We start from the raw sequence: 15414 nt of genomic DNA, 5'->3' as shown, positions 1-15414 counted from the left end.
CTTTTCGGGGTCTAACTCCACCCGCCCCCCCCCACCACCACACCACACGCCCCCCCCCACGTCCTTTTCCCCCGCAAACCCCACTTCCCGTCGGGCCGGCCGAGTGCGTTTAGCGGGCTAAACGCACTCGCGGGCCGGGCCGTTCACTTCCGGGGTGGGGGTTTCGGCGCGGGCTTGGCCTCGTCTTCGCCGATCACGGGTGGGACAACCTGGGCGGGCTCGCCGAACACGTCCGAAGCCTTCGGGGCCGCGCGGTGCTTGGACTGACGTTGTTTCGCACCACCGTCCATGCCCATACCGCCGAAACCCATAGGCATCATCGGCATCCCCATGCCGCTACTGGACTGCTGAGACGCGCTCGGCGCGGCAGGCGCTGGACCGAGCGGCAGCGCTCCGGCCCCGGTCGACTGCCCCTGCTCGATCTCGGGATCCCGCGCGCCGGTGTGCCGCCCCTCGGCTGAGTCGCGCGCCGCCGACGGCGTCGTCGTACCCTCCGCCGCACCCCCACCGGCCTGGGAATCCGCAGCCGGACCGGGATCGGCGCCGACGTCGTGAAGTTTGAACCGCTCCTGTGGATAACGATGCGCGATCTCGATGCTGCGCGACGCCACGTCAGGGTCGTCGACACCATCGCAGAGCCTCCCGAACGCCTCGAAGACGTCGCGCGCGGCCTCGTACAGAGCCTTCGCTGTCTGCTGCGTCTCTTGCATCTGAGCACGCGTCCGAGTGAGGCCACCGACCGGCAACATGGCCGATTCGGAGACGAGCCCTGCGGTGTCGACCAGGACCTCGGCCAGGTCGACCACGATGCGACGAACCGCCGAGACGAGTTCGTCCAGTGCGCCGGCCAGCGCACTCAGCGCATCTCCGACGTCGGCGCCCGCGGCACCGATCGCGCCCATGTAGGCGACGAAGGCATCCGCGTCGTCGCCGGACCACCCCGCGTCGAGCCGTCCGAGGTCGTCGGCGAGCTGGCCCGATACGACCCCTGCCGCTTTCGCCGCCCGGCGCAGCCCCTCGGACTCTGCGCCGAGCACCTCCCACTGGCCGATCAACGGCCGGAAGTACGCCTCCACCGGGTCGATCAGGCCCAGCTCGTCGGCCAGTTCCGACAGGTACCCCAGGTACGGCCCCGCCGCCGCCTCGATCTCCGGCCCGTCGCCGAGCGCGTTTAGCCCGCTAAACGCGCTCGGCGGGGCGGTGAGGGCCGCAGCGAGGGGGTGGGCGATGGATTCGGTGGCGCCGTCGCGCTCGGACATCATCGTGGTCAGAGCTCCCCTGCCCGGTTGATCAGCTCCGCGGATTCCGCGTCCCGATCCGCGTGCCGCGACGTCACCCGATGCAACGCCTCGGCCGCCGAGTGCAGCGCCGTCGCGCCGTCGGCCAGCTGCCGCCGAAGGGCCTCGACAGCGCGCCCGTAGGACTCCCCCACCCCCAGTTGGGCGCCGAGACCGCCGAACGCCTCCGTCGACACGGCGCCCGCACCGACCTCGCTCACAGCGGAATCCAGCCGTCCGGCGGCACCGTCGACCTTTCCGGCGTACTCCGCGACGACCGCTTCGTCGATCTTCACCCCGGCCATCGCATCCTCCGCTCGCCCGGCTGCACTCGAGCGTGTGACGTCCCGCAGGGATCGCCGGTTCCGGCGGCTAGTTGCCCGCCGCCTGCGGCTGCGCCGCCGTCGGATACGCGCCCGCGTTGGGATCGATCGGGACGGTGTCGAACTCCTTCAGCACGTCCTGCGTGTTCAGCGACGCGCCCGGCGGCAGCAAGCCGATGATCGATTCCGGCGCGGGCAGCCGGTTGTTGAGCCCGATGGCGTCCGCGATCTTGGCGTCGGGGACGCCGTACCGGATGCCCCGGTCCGAGATCAGCTGGATGGCCCCCTTGCCGAAGGTCGCCTTCGACGTCGCGGACTGGACCACCGCCGCGAAACCCGGCTGCATGTAGAAGCCGGTGATCGGCAGGCCGTTGGGGCCCGGCGTGGTCATCCGGATCGCCGTGGAGGTGCCGTTCGGGTTCTTCGGCCCCGGCAGCTGGTTCCCGACGAACACAGACGTGTGCGCGTCCTGGTTGGCACCTTCACCGACAAGCGACCAGCCCAGGCAGGCGACCGGCGAGTTCTTCGTGGCGTCGAGCACGGTCGGTACCGAGGCCGGGAAGTCGTCGACGGCGAGATACCCCGGGTCGCCGGACTGCAGCTGCTTGATGGTGCGCGTCTTGTCCAGGCCGAGCTGCATCATCCTGCTGGAGCTGCCGTTCTTCGCCGTCCGCATGATGTCGGCCACGACCGGGGACACCTTCTGGATGCCGTTCTGGACGATGGCCCAGTACTCCATGGGCGCGCCCGCGGGAGCGGTGGAGAAGACGTCACCGACGCTCAGGCCTTCGAAGTCGGCGGGTGCCGGGCCGCTCTGGCCGGCGACCGTCGGCGGCGCCAGCCGGGTGACCTCGGGGATCGCGTTGAGCAGCGCCTGCGAAACCTTGCGCCCCTTCGGCGGCAGGTGAAGTGCGGCGCTGACCGCGTTCCCCGGGGTCAGGTCGACCTCGGCGCGCACGGTGTTGGTGTTGGGCCGGTTCGGGTTCGACGGCACCCGATAGATCAGGTAGCTCTTGCCGTTGTCGGCGGTCGCCAGCAGTGCCTGGTCGACCCCGAGTTCGGTGCCGAGCTGGCTGACCCCGGCAAAGACGGTGGTGTCGGTCTGGTTGATGCTGTCCGGCTGCGGCAGCTGCGGGTTCAGCTTGACCTCGTCGCAGACGGCCCAGTTCGCCGAGATCCGCTGCGAGTCCGACGGCAGCAGCTGCGGACCGTCCGGGATACCGGTGAGCTTGCCGCGCGGAATGTCCTTCAGCTGTTCATCGGAGACGACAGTGGGGTTCTTCACGCTCGCCGCGGCGCCGCCCGGAGGAGCCGACGGCCCTGCCGCCGCCGGGCTCGCCTGGCCACCGGACGACTGCTTCTGCTGCTGTTGCTGCTGCGCGATGAGCAGCAGCCGGGCCGAAGCGAGGTTGAAGGTCGGGACCAGTTTCTTCGGGTTGCCCATGACGACGTACACCGTGCCGGACTGCTGGCCGATGACGATGTTCCCCGCCTCGGGCACCGACGGCTGCGGGCTCAGCAGCCCCCAGACGATGAAGACGATCATGCCCAGCGCGCCGAGCACGACTCCCACGATCGTGGCCCGCGTGTGGGTCCGCATCGGGTCGTGCAGCATCACGGCGTCCCGCCGGACCAGCGCTGATTGCATCCGACGGAGGACGAACTGATAAGCCTGAACCTGAGACTTAGTCGTGGGCGTTGATGGCATTCTCGACCTACAGTCCTCCCCGTCGCGGTACGGTTCCGCAGGATAGCCGTACGGGGACCGTCTGGTGTGGGGTTTCTACCAACTCAAGCTAGGGTCAGGCACCTCGGGACCGGCTTTCCGGGTACGCAACACGCACGAGGGGAAGAGAAAGCGCGGATGTCCGTCAACACTCCTCCACGTCCGCCTGGCCCGCCTCCAGGGTCACCACCGCCGGGTCGTCCCCCGGGGCCGCCGCCGCGGCCGGGAAGACAGGGCGGTCCGGGTGGACCTGGCGGTGTGCCGGGCGGTCAGGGCACGCCGCGTCGACCCGGTGTGCCCGGCGGAGCACCCGGACGTCCCGGAGCCCCTGGTCCAGGTGGGCCCGGAGGGCCTGGTGGGCCAGGCGGACCCGGTGGCCCTGGCGGGCCGGGTGGTCCTGGTGGACCCGGCGGGCAAGGCGGTCCTCCGCCCCAGCAGCCTTCCGGCCCGGCACCCGTCCGGATGGCCGCACCCGCGCGCCGACGTTCCGCTGGCGTGAACCTCGGCCCGCTTCCGGTCGCGAACCTGGTGGTGCTCGAGCTCGGCCTCGCGATCGGCCTCGTACTGCTGGCGATCAACATGTCGCTGAAGTACGTCGGCATCGGTGTGCTGGCCGTCGCGCTGGTCATCGCCTTTCTGCGCTGGCGCGGCCGGTGGTTCACCCAATGGGTCGGGCTCACCGCGCGCTACACGTTCCGTTCACACGATCGCGTGGCGACCCCGCTGCCGCCGAGCAGTATCGAATCGCTCGCCGCGGAAGAGGCCACGGTCACCGGGCCGGACGACGCGCGGGTGAACCTGCTGCGGATCGCGGTGCCGGATCTCGTGGTGGCACACGGCGTCGACCACGAACGCCAGCAGGTCGGCCTCGCCTGGAACGACGGCACGTGGACGGCTGTCCTGCTGGTCGAGCCCGCCCCAGCCTTGATCACCCAGGCCGGTGGCGCGCCGAGTCTTCCGCTGGCCGCGCTCGCGCCGTGCCTCGAGGACAGGGGTGTGGTGCTCGACTCGATCCAGATGATCTGGCACTGCTACCCGGGAAGCGCCGCGCTCCCCGCGGATTCGCCGGCGCTCAGCTCGTACATGGAGGTGCTCGGGCCGCTGCCCGCCGCCGCCCGGCGCACGACGTGGGTGGCCATCCGGCTCGACCCGCGGCGTTGCCCGGCCGCGATCCGCGAACGCGGCGGCGGTGTCGTCGGTGCCCACCGCGCACTCATCGGCGCGTTGTCCCGTGTGCGCAACGCCCTGGAATCACAGGGTGTCCCGACCCGTCCACTGGATCCGGACGAGCTGCTGCGCGCCAGCATTTCGGCCGCGGAACTCACCGCCGTCGCGGGCGCCCCGGCGAAGGTCACGCTGCAGGAGCGCTGGACCGGCGTCACCGCCGCGGGCATCGGGCACGCGAGCTACGCGATCACCGGCTGGCCCAAGGGCAAGATCACCGGGAGCCTCAACGCACTCACCAGTGTTCGGGCGCTGTCCGCGACCGTCGCCATGTCGATCGCTCCGGCGGCCGACGAGGGCAAGATCGGGCTGCGCGGTGTCGTGCGGTTGAGCGCGCGGAACCCGCGGGAACTCGACACCGCCGACCAGCGGCTGCAGGGAATTTCGGAGCGTCTCGGAGTGACACTGACGCCGTTGCGCGGCCTTCAGGTCTCCGCGTTCGCCGCGACGCTGCCGATCGGAGGTACGGCATGAGTTCCCGCCTTCGCGACTCCGGGCAGAGCGCCGGTGTGGCGCCGGAGTTCACTGTGGACCCAGCGATGCTCGACGCGATCAGCCCGTCGGGCGACCGTGGGGGGATCGTCCTGGGTTCCGGACTCAAGGGCGAGCCGCTGACGATTTCGGCGCTGCGTTCGACACCGACGCGGATCGTGCTGGTCGGCGGGTTGTATCTGGCGCGTCAGGTGGCGATGCGCGCGATGGCCGTCGGTGCGTGGGTGGTCGTGGCGACCGGGCGTCCGGCCGCCTGGCAGGTGCTGCCGCAGGCCGCGGGCAACCAGCGTGACGGCAGGCCGTCGCCGCTCGTGCAGATCCGGCGGCTGTCGCCGGTGGAACTGCCGCGGCCCTCCGAGGACGCGCCGCTGCTGGTCGTGACCGACGGCGGCCCGACACCGCAGGACCTGTTCCCGCCACGGTCACCGTGGCAGACGACAGTGTACGTGCTGCCGTACCTGCACCCGCAGGCAGGAGCGACCGCGAACGCGGCCGACCTGGTGTTGATGCAGCGTCTTCCAGCGGGTCAGGCCGAGTTGGCTGCGCGGATCTGGCGGCTTCCGCCCCAGATGATGCGTCAGCTCACGACGTTGAAGGACGACCAGGTGGTCGCGCTGGGCCGCAACCTGTGGCGGCCCCTCCGCCTCGTCACCACCACCAAGGAACAACAACTCCTCGGCCCCGTCCGCCGCGGCGACTGACCCCGGCGAGTGCGTTTAGCCCGCTAAACGCACTCGCTCCACCCGCGTCGCTCCCCAGCCGACCCCGTGCGCGTTTAGCGGGCTAACTGCACTCGGGGCGGCTGGGCGCGTTTAGCGGGCTAAACGCACTCGGCTGGAGGGAACGGGCGGATTGAGAATGGGCGGATTGGAAATGGGTGGATGTTGTCAAGGGGGATATCGCGTGGCTGTGGATAACAGGGGCCTTGTGGACAACTTGACGTGTTTGGCGCTCGATCGAGCAAGGTTGTCGGTCTTGGGCGCCACAGTGTCATCGTGGCTATTCTCCTCAACACCGACCATCTTCCCGACGTCTTCCGCGGGTCCGAAGCGCGAAAGGCTGGCTTGATCACGGCTGGCCAGCTCAGAGGCCCAGGTGTCCGTCGTCTGTTCCAAGACGTCTACGCGCCCGCACATGTCACCGTCACGCACGAGCTACGTTGCCGCGGCGCGGCGTTGTTGGCTCCCAAAGAAGCGGTCCTAACAGGACGATCCGCCGCGACAGTGCTGGGCGTGGAACTGGCGAAGCCCTACGATCCCGTCGAGTTCGTGGTACCGGAGAAGCATCGATTCGGTCCCATCGTGGGGATTCACATACGCCGCACCGAGGTACCTCACGCTGAAACGCGTACCTGGCACGGAGTCCGCATCGCCCGGCCCGCACGGATAGCCCTCGACCTGCTGCTCCGGCTTTCCCCACGGAAACGCAGCTGGGTGCGACGTCTCCGCATCGGCGTTCCGGACCTGGACGCGTTCCTCCGGGCCAAGCTGGTCAGACGACGGGACCTGGAACGTCTCTTCATGAGGCGTCGGAACCGCGGCATCCGTCTGGCCAGACATGCTCTCCTGCTCTCAGACCCGCGTGCGGAGTCGCTACCGGAATCAGAGTTGCGCATCGTGCTTGCCGCTGGCGGATTCGCAGCGAAACCCCAATACAACGTGCACTCGAGACGGGGACGCTTCCTTGGCAGGCTCGATCTGGCACTCAAGGAGAGCAAAGTCGCCATCGAGTACGACGGCCGCTGGCACGAAGAACCATCACAACAGCAGCACGACTACGAACGCCGACGGCGAATTGCCGAAGAAGGGTGGCGATTCGTGATCGTGACGGCCGAGCAGTTGGCCACCGACTTCGCGAGTATCCTCGACTCCGTCCGCGCCGCCCAGCGGGCGCAGTTCGCGGGCTAAACGCGCCGCGCCCGGTCAGGGGTGGGGTGTGCGAATGTTGCGAGTTTGTTCGGCACGGGCGGCCAATTCGGCATCTGGCGGGTAGTCGACCGCGGTCAGGGTAAGGCCGTGGGCGGGGGCCACAGCGCTGTCGCGGACGCCGCTCGCGAGTACGCCTGACGGCCAGTCCGGGGACCGCCGCCCATCACCGGTGAGAAGTACAGCACCGACCAGACTTCGCACCATCGAATGGCAGAAGGCGTCGGCCGATACGACGGCCTCTACCGCATGGGGCGCTGTCCGGCGCCATTCGAATCGCTGCAATTCACGAATCGTCGTGCCGCCCTCCCGCTGCTTGCAGAAGGCTGCGAAATCTAGCAGGCCGAGCAGTTCAGCCGACGCCTCGTTCATCACGTCGATCGACAAAGAACGTCCCCATGCGAGGGTGTCCTTGCGCCGCAACGGATCCACGCCCCAGGCGGCATCGGACACCCGATAGAGGTAGTGCCTTCGCACAGCCGAAAAACGAGCGTCGAAGCCGGGCGGCGCCACGCGAGCGTCCAACACACGGACATCTCCCGGCAGGATCCTGTTCCATCGATGACACATCCGGACCAGGTCAGGGATCCCCCACTGGTCCACTGCGATCCGGCCCGAGTGCGTTTTGCCCGCTAAAGGCGCCACGTCGACGTGGAGGACTTGGCCGGACGCGTGCACACCGGCGTCGGTGCGGCCGGCGACGACGACGGATTTCGGGACCGCGGACCCGGGGGGCTGTTTGGCGAGAGCGTCTTCGAGTACACCTTGGACGGTCCGGCGCCCCGGCTGGCGAGCCCAGCCGGAGAAATCGGTCCCGTCGTAGCTGACATCGAGACGCAGACGGACGAGCCCGCCCTCCCCAGCGGGAGTGGCGGGCTCGTCCGGTGTACGTGCAGCCGTCAGGACTCAGTCCTTCTTGGCGTCCGCGTCGGCAGCGGCCTCGGGAGCCTCAGCGGCCTCCGCCGCCGGGGCCTCAGCGGCGGCGGTCTCGGTCGACTCGGCGGCGTCGGCGACCTCAGCGGTCTCCTCGGCAGCCGGAGCGGCAGCCTTCTCGTCCTTGGCGAACTTCGTCTTGCGAGCCCGCTCGGCCTCGGACGTCACGGTCTTCTCAGCGACCAGTTCGATGACCGCCATGGGGGCGTTGTCGCCCTTGCGCGGCATCGTCTTAGTGATGCGGGTGTAGCCGCCCGCGCGCTCCGCGAAGTGCGGACCGATCTCGGCGAACAGCTTGTGCAGGACGTCCTTGTCACGGACGACGCGCTGCACCTGACGGCGGTTGTGCAGGTCGCCCCGCTTCGCCTTGGTGATCAGCTTCTCGGCCAGCGGGCGAACGCGCTTGGCCTTCGCCTCGGTCGTCGTGATCTTGCCGTGCTCGAACAGCTGCGTGGCCAGGTTGGCCAGGATCAGCCGCTCGTGCGCGGACGACCCGCCGAGCCGGGCTCCCTTGGTGGGGGTGGGCATGGGTTCTCCTAGTTCAGCTCACAGCGTCCAGGCCGACGGCCTTACAGCTGCTCCGTCTCTGCGTAGTCCTGGCCGTCGTCGTGGCCGTCGTCCGAAATACCGCTGGTGATCCCGCCGACACCCTCGGACCAGCCCTCACCGTCGTAGCTGGCCGCGGCCGCGGTCGGGTCGAACCCGGGCGGGCTGTCCTTGAGCGCGAGGCCGAGGCCGACGAGCTTGAGCTTGACCTCGTCGATCGACTTCGCACCGAAGTTCCGGATGTCGAGCAGGTCGGCCTCGCTGCGCGAGACCAGTTCGCCGACCGTGTGGATGCCTTCGCGCTTGAGGCAGTTGTACGACCGGACTGTGAGGTCCAGGTCCTCGATCGGCATCGCGTAGGCGGCGATGGTGTCCGCCTCCTGCGGCGACGGGCCGATCTCGATGCCCTCGGCGTCGACGTTCAGTTCGCGAGCGAGACCGAACAGCTCCACCAGCGTCTTGCCAGCGGACGCGACAGCGTCCCGGGGCGTGATCGACGGCTTGGTCTCCACGTCCAAGATCAGCTTGTCGAAGTCGGTGCGCTGCTCGACACGGGTCGCCTCGACCTTGTACGTCACCTTCAGCACCGGCGAGTAGATCGAGTCGACCGGGATCCGGCCGATCTCGGCGCCGGCCTGCTTGTTCTGCAGGGCCGGAACGTAACCGCGGCCGCGCTCGACGACGAGCTCGATTTCGAGCTTGCCCTTGCCGTTCAGCGACGCGATGTGCAGGTCCGGGTTGTGCACGGTGACGCCGGCCGGGGGCACGATGTCGGCGGCGGTGACCTCACCAGGGCCCTGCTTGCGCAGGTACATGGTGACCGGCTCGTCCTCTTCCGAGGACACCACGAGCTCCTTGAGGTTCAGGATGATGTCGGTGACGTCTTCCTTCACCCCAGGGACGGTGGTGAACTCGTGCAGCACGCCGTCGATGCGGATGCTCGTCACGGCCGCGCCCGGGATGGACGACAGCAGCGTGCGCCGCAGCGAGTTGCCGAGCGTGTAGCCGAAGCCGGGCTCCAGCGGCTCGATGGTGAACCGGGAGCGGGTTTCGTTGACCGTCTCTTCGCCGAGAGCCGGCCGCTGGGAAATCAGCATTCTTCCTTGTTCCTTTCCAGACGGCGCCCGCCATATGACGCCGAAAGGGATGGCGCGGCGGCGGCGCACCCTGGACGCCGCCGCCCTGACCCGCACCGGGCCCCGGGAAGACCCGAAGCCCGGTGGAGGATCACTTCGAGTAGAGCTCGACGATCAGCTGTTCCTGAACCGGAACATCGATCTGCGCGCGCTCCGGGAGCTGGTGGACCAGCACGCGGAGGCTCGACTGGACGACCTGCAGCCACGCCGGGATCGGGCGCTCGCCGAAAGACTCCTTGGCCGCGACGAACGGCAGCATCGACAGCGACTTCGGCCGCACGTCGATGATGTCCCACTTGCTGACCTGGAAGCTCGGCACGTTGACCTTGACGCCGTTGACCAGGAAGTGGCCGTGGCTCACCAGCTGACGCGCCTGACGGCGGGTGCGGGCGATGCCGGCGCGGTAGATCACGTTGTCCAGCCGGGACTCGAGGATCTGCAGCAGGTTCTCACCGGTCTTGCCGGGACGCCGCACGGCTTCCTTGTAGTACCGGACGAACTGCTTCTCGAGCACGCCGTAGGTGTAGCGAGCCTTCTGCTTCTCCTGCGACTGCAGAAGGAACTCGGACTCCTTGATCCGGCCGCGGCCGTGCTGGCCGGGCGGGTAGGGGCGACGCTCGAAAGCCTGGTCGCCGCCGATGAGGTCAACCTTGAGGCGACGCGAAATACGCGTCGCGGGGCCGGTGTAACGAGCCATTTCTTCTTACTCCTCCCCGTTCCTCAGACCCGGCGCCGCTTGGGCGGGCGGCAGCCGTTGTGAGGCTGCGGGGTCACGTCCTGGATGGTGCCGACCTCGAGGCCGGCCGCCTGCAGCGAGCGGATCGCCGTCTCGCGGCCCGAACCCGGGCCCTTCACGAACACGTCGACCTTCTTCATGCCGTGCTCGGCGGCCTTGCGGGCAGCGTTCTCGGCGGCCATCTGCGCGGCGAACGGGGTGGACTTGCGCGAGCCCTTGAAGCCCACGTGACCACTGGACGCCCACGCGATCACGGCACCGGTCGGGTCCGTGATCGAGACGATCGTGTTGTTGAAGGTGCTCTTGATGTGCGCGTGACCGTGCGCGACGTTCTTCTTTTCCTTGCGGCGGACCTTCTTGGCCCCCGCCGCAGTACGAGACTTCGGTGGCATGTTCTGAGGGATCTCCTGTTAGCGCGCGTTCTCTTGGTGAGCGGCTGCTGCTTCACGCTGTCCGCGCCGGATGACGGACCCGGCGTCGGTGTACAGGTTGCGCAGCGCCATCGGGCGGGCGTAGAGCGCCTTGGGCGAGACACAAGCCGTGCCGCGACGCTGGGCGCCGCCCATCCGCACGACCTTCTTGCCCTGGACGCTCACTTCTTGCCAGCCTTCTTCTTGCCGGCGACCGTCTTCTTCGGACCCTTGCGGGTACGGGCGTTGGTCTTCGTGCGCTGACCACGGACAGGAAGTCCGCGACGCCACCGAAGGCCCTCGTAGCACCCGATCTCGATCTTCCGACGGATGTCGGCGTTCACCTCGCGGCGAAGGTCACCCTCGACCTTGTAGTTCTCTTCGATGTACGTACGCAGCTTGGCGAGGTCGTCATCGGAGAGGTCCTTGACGCGGGTGTCCGCGTTGAGCTCGGCAGCCGCGATGAGCTGCTTCGAGCGGGTACGGCCGATGCCGTAGATGTAGGTCAGCGCGATCTCCAACCGCTTCTCGCGGGGGAGGTCTACGCCAGCGAGTCGTGCCATTGGCGTTGATGCTCCTTCATAGGTTTCTTCTTCAGGTCTGCTCCCCGTCCGGTCCCGGGACCGACTCGCCTGTCTTGCCCTCTGCTCGCGCTTCGGGTGTCCCGGCCCCGGCCTGAAGTCCGGGGGTGAACCGGACCGCTCGCGCGGCCCGGCAGGTGCGGGGAGGTTGTGTAGCTGTCAATCCACTCTGGTCGAGTGCGGGTGATCAGCCCTGCCGCTGCTTGTGCCGCAGGTTCTCGCAGATCACCATGATCCGGCCGTGACGGCGGATCACCTTGCACTTGTCGCAGATCTTCTTGACGCTCGGCTGGACCTTCACGTCTCCTGCTCTCCTGCTTGTGCTCTACTCTCAGTGATCACTTGTAGCGGTAGACGATGCGACCACGAGATAGGTCGTAGGGCGAGAGCTCCACGACAACCCTGTCCTCGGGCAGGATGCGGATGTAGTGCTGCCGCATCTTGCCGCTGATGTGTGCAAGGACCTTGTGGCCGTTCTCCAACTCGACGCGGAACATCGCGTTGGGGAGCGGCTCGACTACGCGGCCTTCGACCTCGATGGCCCCGTCTTTCTTGCCCATGTCCTCCGCATTTCCTGTCGCTACGCTGTGTGATCGCTGAGCTTGAGTGCTTGGCTGGGTGGTGCGTCGGCACACTCCTCCCCGACTCCAATGTTCGCGAGATTCACGAGCGCGCTGGAACCGGGCGCGATGAGTACGCCGACTTGACAGTGTACGCAACCCGTGTCGCGACCCCCAAACTGGGGGTAACCGTGCTACGGGCCCGTTCCGTCTCGGCCGCCGGCAACTGCGTTTAGCGGGCTAAACGCAGTTGCGGCGTCACCCACGTACCGCAGCGCTCCGAAGGCCAAGCGCCTCCGCTGAACCCGAGCGCGTTTAGCGGGCTAACTGCGCTCGCCGGGCACCAGTGCCCGTCACCTCCGACGGTGGAGAGGGCGGCGACCGGGGCGACCCACTGACGAACGCGAGTGCGTTTAGCCCGCTAAATGCGCTCGGAGCAGGGCGCGAAGGTGCGTTTAGCGGGCTAAACGCGGTCGCGGAGGGGATGGGTCAGGAGTCTTCGGGGGCAGTGAGGACCCAGGGACCGTCTTCGGTGATGGCGACGGTGTGCTCCCAGTGTGCGGCGCGCGAGCCGTCGGCGGTGACGACGGTCCAGCCGTCGTCCAGTTCGCGGGTCTCCCCGCCGCCGCTGGTCAGCATCGGCTCGATCGCGAGCGCCATGCCCGGCTTCAACCGAGGCCCCTTGCCCGGTTTGCCCACATTGGGCAGGAACGGCTCCATGTGCATCTGGCGCCCGATACCGTGCCCGCCGTACTCGAGGATCATCCCGTACTCGACGCCGCCGTCCCGGCCGGCCTTCTCAGCTGCGGACTGCACGGCGAACGAGATGTCGGTCAGCCGCCCACCGGCGCTGACCGCACCGATCCCGGCCCACATCGCGGCTTTCGTCGCCGCAGAAAGGGCGCGATAGGACTCGTCGACATCGCCGATCTCGATCGTGACGGCGGAGTCACCGTGCCAGCCGTCGAGGATGGCACCGCAGTCCACGGAAATGATGTCGCCGTCCGCGAGCACCTGCGTCTTCGACGGGATGCCGTGCACGATCTGCTCGTTCACCGAAGCGCAGATCGACGCTGGGAAGCCGTGGTAACCCTTGAACGAAGGCACCGCACCGGCGTCTCGGATCGTCTGCTCGGCCAGCTCGTCGAGCTCCGCCGTGCTCACACCCGGGACAGCGGCCCCGCGGACCGCCGCCAGCGTGCGCGCGACGACGAGACCCGCCGCGCGCATCGCCTGGAGTTCGTCCGGGGTCTTGACCTCGATCATGCGCCCACGACGAAGTACTTGCAGAACACGCAATCCTCCGAGATTCACGTGCGGTCGCGCAGCGCTTTCAGCACCCGGGCCGAGATCTCCTCGACCTCGCCGACCCCGTCGACCTTGACCAGGATGCCGGCGTAGTACTCCAGCAGCGGCGCGGTCTCCGAGACGTAGATCTGCTGGCGACGGCGGATGACGTCCTCGGTGTCGTCGGTGCGGCCCCGCGACATCAGGCGCTTGACCACGACGTCCTCTGGGACCTCGAGCTGGATGACCGCGTCGAGATCGGTGTCCGCGTCGCTCAGGATCTCCCCGAGCACCTCGGCCTGCTTGGTGTTCCGGGGAAAGCCGTCAAGCAGGAAGCCGACCTTGGCGTCGGGCTCGGCCAGCCGCTCGCGCACCATCTCGTTCGTCACCGAGTCGGGGACGAGTTCACCCGAGTCCAGGTAGCGCGAAGCTTCCTGCCCCAGCGGGGTGCCCTGGCCGACGTGGGCGCGGAACAGATCACCCGTCGAGATGTGCGGAATGCGCAACTGCTCGGACAGGGCAACTGCCTGTGTACCTTTGCCCGCACCGGGCGGGCCGACGAGAACCAGGCGCGTCACTTCAAGAACCCTTCGTAGTTGCGCTGCATCAGCTGGCTTTCGATCTGCTTGACGGTGTCGAGACCGACACCGACCATGATCAGCACAGCCGTGCCACCGAACGGGAAGTTCTGGTTGTTCCCCGATCCGGTCACCGACAGGAAGAAGTTCGGAAGAATCGCGATGATGCCCAGGTAGAGCGAGCCCGGCAGGGTGATCCTGCCGAGGACGTAGCTCAGGTACTCCGCGGTCGGCCGCCCGGGCCGGATGCCCGGGATGAAGCCACCGAACTTCTTCATCTCCTCAGCACGCTCGTCCACGTTGAACGTGATCGTGATGTAGAAGTACGTGAAGAAGATGATCAACGCGAAGTACAACAGGATGTGCACCCAGTTGCCCTGGTTGACGATGTAGTTCTGGATGAAGACCTGCCACCCGGAGTTGCTGTTCTGGTTGCCCACCAGGCGGCTGATCAGATCCGGCAGATACAGCAGCGACGAAGCGAAGATGACCGGGATGACACCGGCCTGGTTAACCTTGATCGGCAGGTAGGTCGAGGTGCCGCCGTACATCCGGCGGCCGATCATGCGCTTGGCGTACTGCACCGGGATCCGGCGCTGTCCCTGCTCGACGAAGATGACGCTGGCGATGATCACCAGGCCGAACACGCAGATCATCGCGAGCGCGACGCCACCGCCGTTGCTCAGGATGTTGCCGCCCTCGACCGGGATGCGGGCCGCGATGTTCAGGAAGATCAGGACCGACATGCCGTTGCCGACGCCGCGCTCGGTGATCAGCTCGCCCAGCCACATCATCACCGCGGTACCGGCGGTCATCGTGACCACGATCAGCGTCAGCGCGTAGATGCTGTTATCCGGGATGATCGGGTTCGGGCAGTCCGGGAAGAGCTGCTTGCGGTCCGCGAGCGCGACCACGCCGGTGGCCTGCAGGATCGCCAGCGCGATCGTCAGGTACCGGGTGTACTGGGTCAGCTTGCCCTGGCCGGACTGGCCTTCCTTCTTCAGCTCCTCGAACCGCGGGATGACCACGGTGAGCAGCTGGATGATGATGCTCGCCGTGATGTACGGCATGATGCCGGTCGAGAAGAGCGACAACTGCAGCAGCGCACCGCCGCTGAACAGGTTCAGCAGCTGGTAGACGCCTTCTTGCTGAGCCTGGGACGAGCACGCCTGAACGGCGGAGAACGAGATCCCGGGGGCCGGAATGGCCGCACCGATTCGGTAGACCGCGACAATGGCTAGCGTGAACAGGATCTTCTTGCGTAGATCCGGCGTCGCGAGAGCCGAGCGGAAGGCGCTGAGCACGCGGGGGACCTCCTCGGCGTCGTCGGCTGTCGTACCGACGATCGGCTTGGCCGGCACGGTGACCGGCGGGAACACAGCTCACTGGCAGGCAAGCCAGGAACGCTTCGGGGCACACTCGTCCCGAAGCGTGCCGCCGACTCTAACAGCTTCACAGGGCGTGTCCGCAGTGTGTGTGCGTTATTCGCCGCAGGTTGCTCCGCCGGGATGATCCACAACGGCCGCTCGGCCGGATTCCTTGACATACGACTCCACTGCGATGGGCGGCTCCGGGCCCGCCGAGTGCGTTTAGCGGGCTAACTGCGCTTCCCGGGCGCAGGGGCCCAGGATGGGGTGCAGTGGCGGCTCTGGTGAGAGAACGGTGATCGAGACGCCGACG

At 67.8% G+C, this 15414-nt stretch carries 19 protein-coding genes; 4 read left to right on the top strand and 15 right to left on the bottom strand.

Going from position 1 to position 15414, the window contains the following annotated elements:
• Positions 1 to 143: 143 nt before the first annotated feature.
• The 3 genes from ACFWY9_RS39545 to eccB form a co-directional block, all read right to left on the bottom strand.
• On the bottom strand, positions 144 to 1262 hold the full coding sequence (locus ACFWY9_RS39545; protein WP_378341290.1) for a WXG100 family type VII secretion target: 1119 nt from the start codon (positions 1260 to 1262) through the stop codon (positions 144 to 146).
• 5 nt (positions 1263 to 1267) lie between these two features.
• Positions 1268 to 1582, bottom strand: a complete 315-nt coding sequence (locus tag ACFWY9_RS39540; RefSeq protein ID WP_378330869.1) for a hypothetical protein — start codon at positions 1580 to 1582, stop codon at positions 1268 to 1270.
• A 67-nt stretch (positions 1583 to 1649) separates the two neighbouring features.
• Positions 1650 to 3248 (bottom strand): type VII secretion protein EccB, encoded by a 1599-nt coding sequence (gene eccB, locus ACFWY9_RS39535; RefSeq protein ID WP_378330868.1) that lies wholly within the window; start codon positions 3246 to 3248, stop codon positions 1650 to 1652.
• Positions 3249 to 3570: 322 nt separating this feature from the next.
• Between eccB and ACFWY9_RS39530 the strand changes: the two genes are divergently transcribed.
• From ACFWY9_RS39530 to ACFWY9_RS39515, 4 genes are all read left to right on the top strand, one after another.
• A complete protein-coding gene (locus tag ACFWY9_RS39530; RefSeq protein WP_378341289.1) occupies positions 3571 to 3825 on the top strand; it encodes a hypothetical protein in 255 nt (84 codons plus the stop codon).
• The gene (eccE, locus tag ACFWY9_RS39525) at positions 3789 to 5024 is read left to right on the top strand and encodes a type VII secretion protein EccE (protein WP_378330866.1); all 1236 of its coding nucleotides are present in this window, start codon (positions 3789 to 3791) and stop codon (positions 5022 to 5024) included. The genes ACFWY9_RS39530 and eccE overlap by 37 nt, the downstream gene beginning before the upstream one ends.
• Positions 5021 to 5743: a hypothetical protein gene (locus ACFWY9_RS39520; RefSeq protein ID WP_378330865.1), complete on the top strand. Its 723-nt coding sequence runs from the start codon at positions 5021 to 5023 to the stop codon at positions 5741 to 5743. Before eccE ends, ACFWY9_RS39520 begins: the two co-directional genes overlap by 4 nt.
• Before the next feature lie 294 nt (positions 5744 to 6037).
• Positions 6038 to 6949, top strand: a complete 912-nt coding sequence (locus ACFWY9_RS39515; protein ID WP_378330864.1) for an endonuclease domain-containing protein — start codon at positions 6038 to 6040, stop codon at positions 6947 to 6949.
• A 15-nt stretch (positions 6950 to 6964) separates the two neighbouring features.
• Here ACFWY9_RS39515 and ACFWY9_RS39510 read toward each other — a convergent pair whose 3' ends face one another.
• From ACFWY9_RS39510 to secY, 12 genes are all read right to left on the bottom strand, one after another.
• Entirely contained in the window at positions 6965 to 7807 is an 843-nt protein-coding gene (locus tag ACFWY9_RS39510; protein ID WP_378341297.1) for a tRNA pseudouridine synthase A, read from the bottom strand.
• 66 nt (positions 7808 to 7873) lie between these two features.
• Positions 7874 to 8428: a 50S ribosomal protein L17 gene (rplQ, locus tag ACFWY9_RS39505; protein WP_378341288.1), complete on the bottom strand. Its 555-nt coding sequence runs from the start codon at positions 8426 to 8428 to the stop codon at positions 7874 to 7876.
• A 41-nt stretch (positions 8429 to 8469) separates the two neighbouring features.
• Entirely contained in the window at positions 8470 to 9543 is a 1074-nt protein-coding gene (locus tag ACFWY9_RS39500) for a DNA-directed RNA polymerase subunit alpha (protein ID WP_378330862.1), read from the bottom strand.
• A 130-nt stretch (positions 9544 to 9673) separates the two neighbouring features.
• On the bottom strand, positions 9674 to 10279 hold the full coding sequence (gene rpsD, locus ACFWY9_RS39495; RefSeq protein ID WP_378330861.1) for a 30S ribosomal protein S4: 606 nt from the start codon (positions 10277 to 10279) through the stop codon (positions 9674 to 9676).
• Between the two features lie 23 nt (positions 10280 to 10302).
• Positions 10303 to 10710: a 30S ribosomal protein S11 gene (rpsK, locus tag ACFWY9_RS39490; protein WP_004558885.1), complete on the bottom strand. Its 408-nt coding sequence runs from the start codon at positions 10708 to 10710 to the stop codon at positions 10303 to 10305.
• 18 nt (positions 10711 to 10728) lie between these two features.
• Complete coding sequence (locus ACFWY9_RS39485; RefSeq protein ID WP_345396707.1) at positions 10729 to 10914, bottom strand: hypothetical protein; 186 nt, start codon at positions 10912 to 10914, stop codon at positions 10729 to 10731.
• On the bottom strand, positions 10911 to 11291 hold the full coding sequence (rpsM, locus tag ACFWY9_RS39480; RefSeq protein ID WP_378330860.1) for a 30S ribosomal protein S13: 381 nt from the start codon (positions 11289 to 11291) through the stop codon (positions 10911 to 10913). Before rpsM ends, ACFWY9_RS39485 begins: the two co-directional genes overlap by 4 nt.
• A 205-nt stretch (positions 11292 to 11496) precedes the next feature.
• On the bottom strand, positions 11497 to 11610 hold the full coding sequence (rpmJ, locus tag ACFWY9_RS39475; RefSeq protein WP_004558882.1) for a 50S ribosomal protein L36: 114 nt from the start codon (positions 11608 to 11610) through the stop codon (positions 11497 to 11499).
• Between the two features lie 37 nt (positions 11611 to 11647).
• Entirely contained in the window at positions 11648 to 11869 is a 222-nt protein-coding gene (infA, locus tag ACFWY9_RS39470) for a translation initiation factor IF-1 (RefSeq protein WP_005166804.1), read from the bottom strand.
• A gap of 489 nt (positions 11870 to 12358) precedes the next feature.
• Positions 12359 to 13135, bottom strand: coding sequence for a type I methionyl aminopeptidase (map, locus tag ACFWY9_RS39465; protein ID WP_378330859.1), 777 nt, complete (start codon positions 13133 to 13135; stop codon positions 12359 to 12361).
• Between the two features lie 44 nt (positions 13136 to 13179).
• Positions 13180 to 13734, bottom strand: coding sequence for an adenylate kinase (locus tag ACFWY9_RS39460; RefSeq protein WP_378330858.1), 555 nt, complete (start codon positions 13732 to 13734; stop codon positions 13180 to 13182).
• Positions 13731 to 15038, bottom strand: coding sequence for a preprotein translocase subunit SecY (secY, locus tag ACFWY9_RS39455; RefSeq protein ID WP_378330885.1), 1308 nt, complete (start codon positions 15036 to 15038; stop codon positions 13731 to 13733). Before secY ends, ACFWY9_RS39460 begins: the two co-directional genes overlap by 4 nt.
• Positions 15039 to 15414 lie beyond the last annotated feature (376 nt).

This window comes from Amycolatopsis sp. NPDC059027 (assembly GCF_042739735.1).
Taxonomy (GTDB): Bacteria; Actinomycetota; Actinomycetes; order Mycobacteriales; family Pseudonocardiaceae; genus Amycolatopsis.
The sequence above is the reverse complement of the archived record's forward strand: the minus strand, read 5'-3'. Positions and strand labels throughout refer to the sequence as shown.

Coding starts and splice junctions, on each gene's coding strand:
- eccE (WP_378330866.1), top strand. CDS start 3,789: ATGGCCGCACCCGCGCGCCGACGTTCCGCTGGCGTGAACCTCGGCCCG.
- rpsD (WP_378330861.1), bottom strand. CDS start 10,279: ATGGCTCGTTACACCGGCCCCGCGACGCGTATTTCGCGTCGCCTCAAG.
- infA (WP_005166804.1), bottom strand. CDS start 11,869: ATGGGCAAGAAAGACGGGGCCATCGAGGTCGAAGGCCGCGTAGTCGAG.
- map (WP_378330859.1), bottom strand. CDS start 13,135: ATGATCGAGGTCAAGACCCCGGACGAACTCCAGGCGATGCGCGCGGCG.
- ACFWY9_RS39545 (WP_378341290.1), bottom strand. CDS start 1,262: ATGATGTCCGAGCGCGACGGCGCCACCGAATCCATCGCCCACCCCCTC.
- rpsK (WP_004558885.1), bottom strand. CDS start 10,710: ATGCCACCGAAGTCTCGTACTGCGGCGGGGGCCAAGAAGGTCCGCCGC.
- ACFWY9_RS39540 (WP_378330869.1), bottom strand. CDS start 1,582: ATGGCCGGGGTGAAGATCGACGAAGCGGTCGTCGCGGAGTACGCCGGA.
- rplQ (WP_378341288.1), bottom strand. CDS start 8,428: ATGCCCACCCCCACCAAGGGAGCCCGGCTCGGCGGGTCGTCCGCGCAC.
- eccB (WP_378330868.1), bottom strand. CDS start 3,248: ATGCAATCAGCGCTGGTCCGGCGGGACGCCGTGATGCTGCACGACCCG.
- rpsM (WP_378330860.1), bottom strand. CDS start 11,291: ATGGCACGACTCGCTGGCGTAGACCTCCCCCGCGAGAAGCGGTTGGAG.
- ACFWY9_RS39520 (WP_378330865.1), top strand. CDS start 5,021: ATGAGTTCCCGCCTTCGCGACTCCGGGCAGAGCGCCGGTGTGGCGCCG.
- ACFWY9_RS39500 (WP_378330862.1), bottom strand. CDS start 9,543: ATGCTGATTTCCCAGCGGCCGGCTCTCGGCGAAGAGACGGTCAACGAA.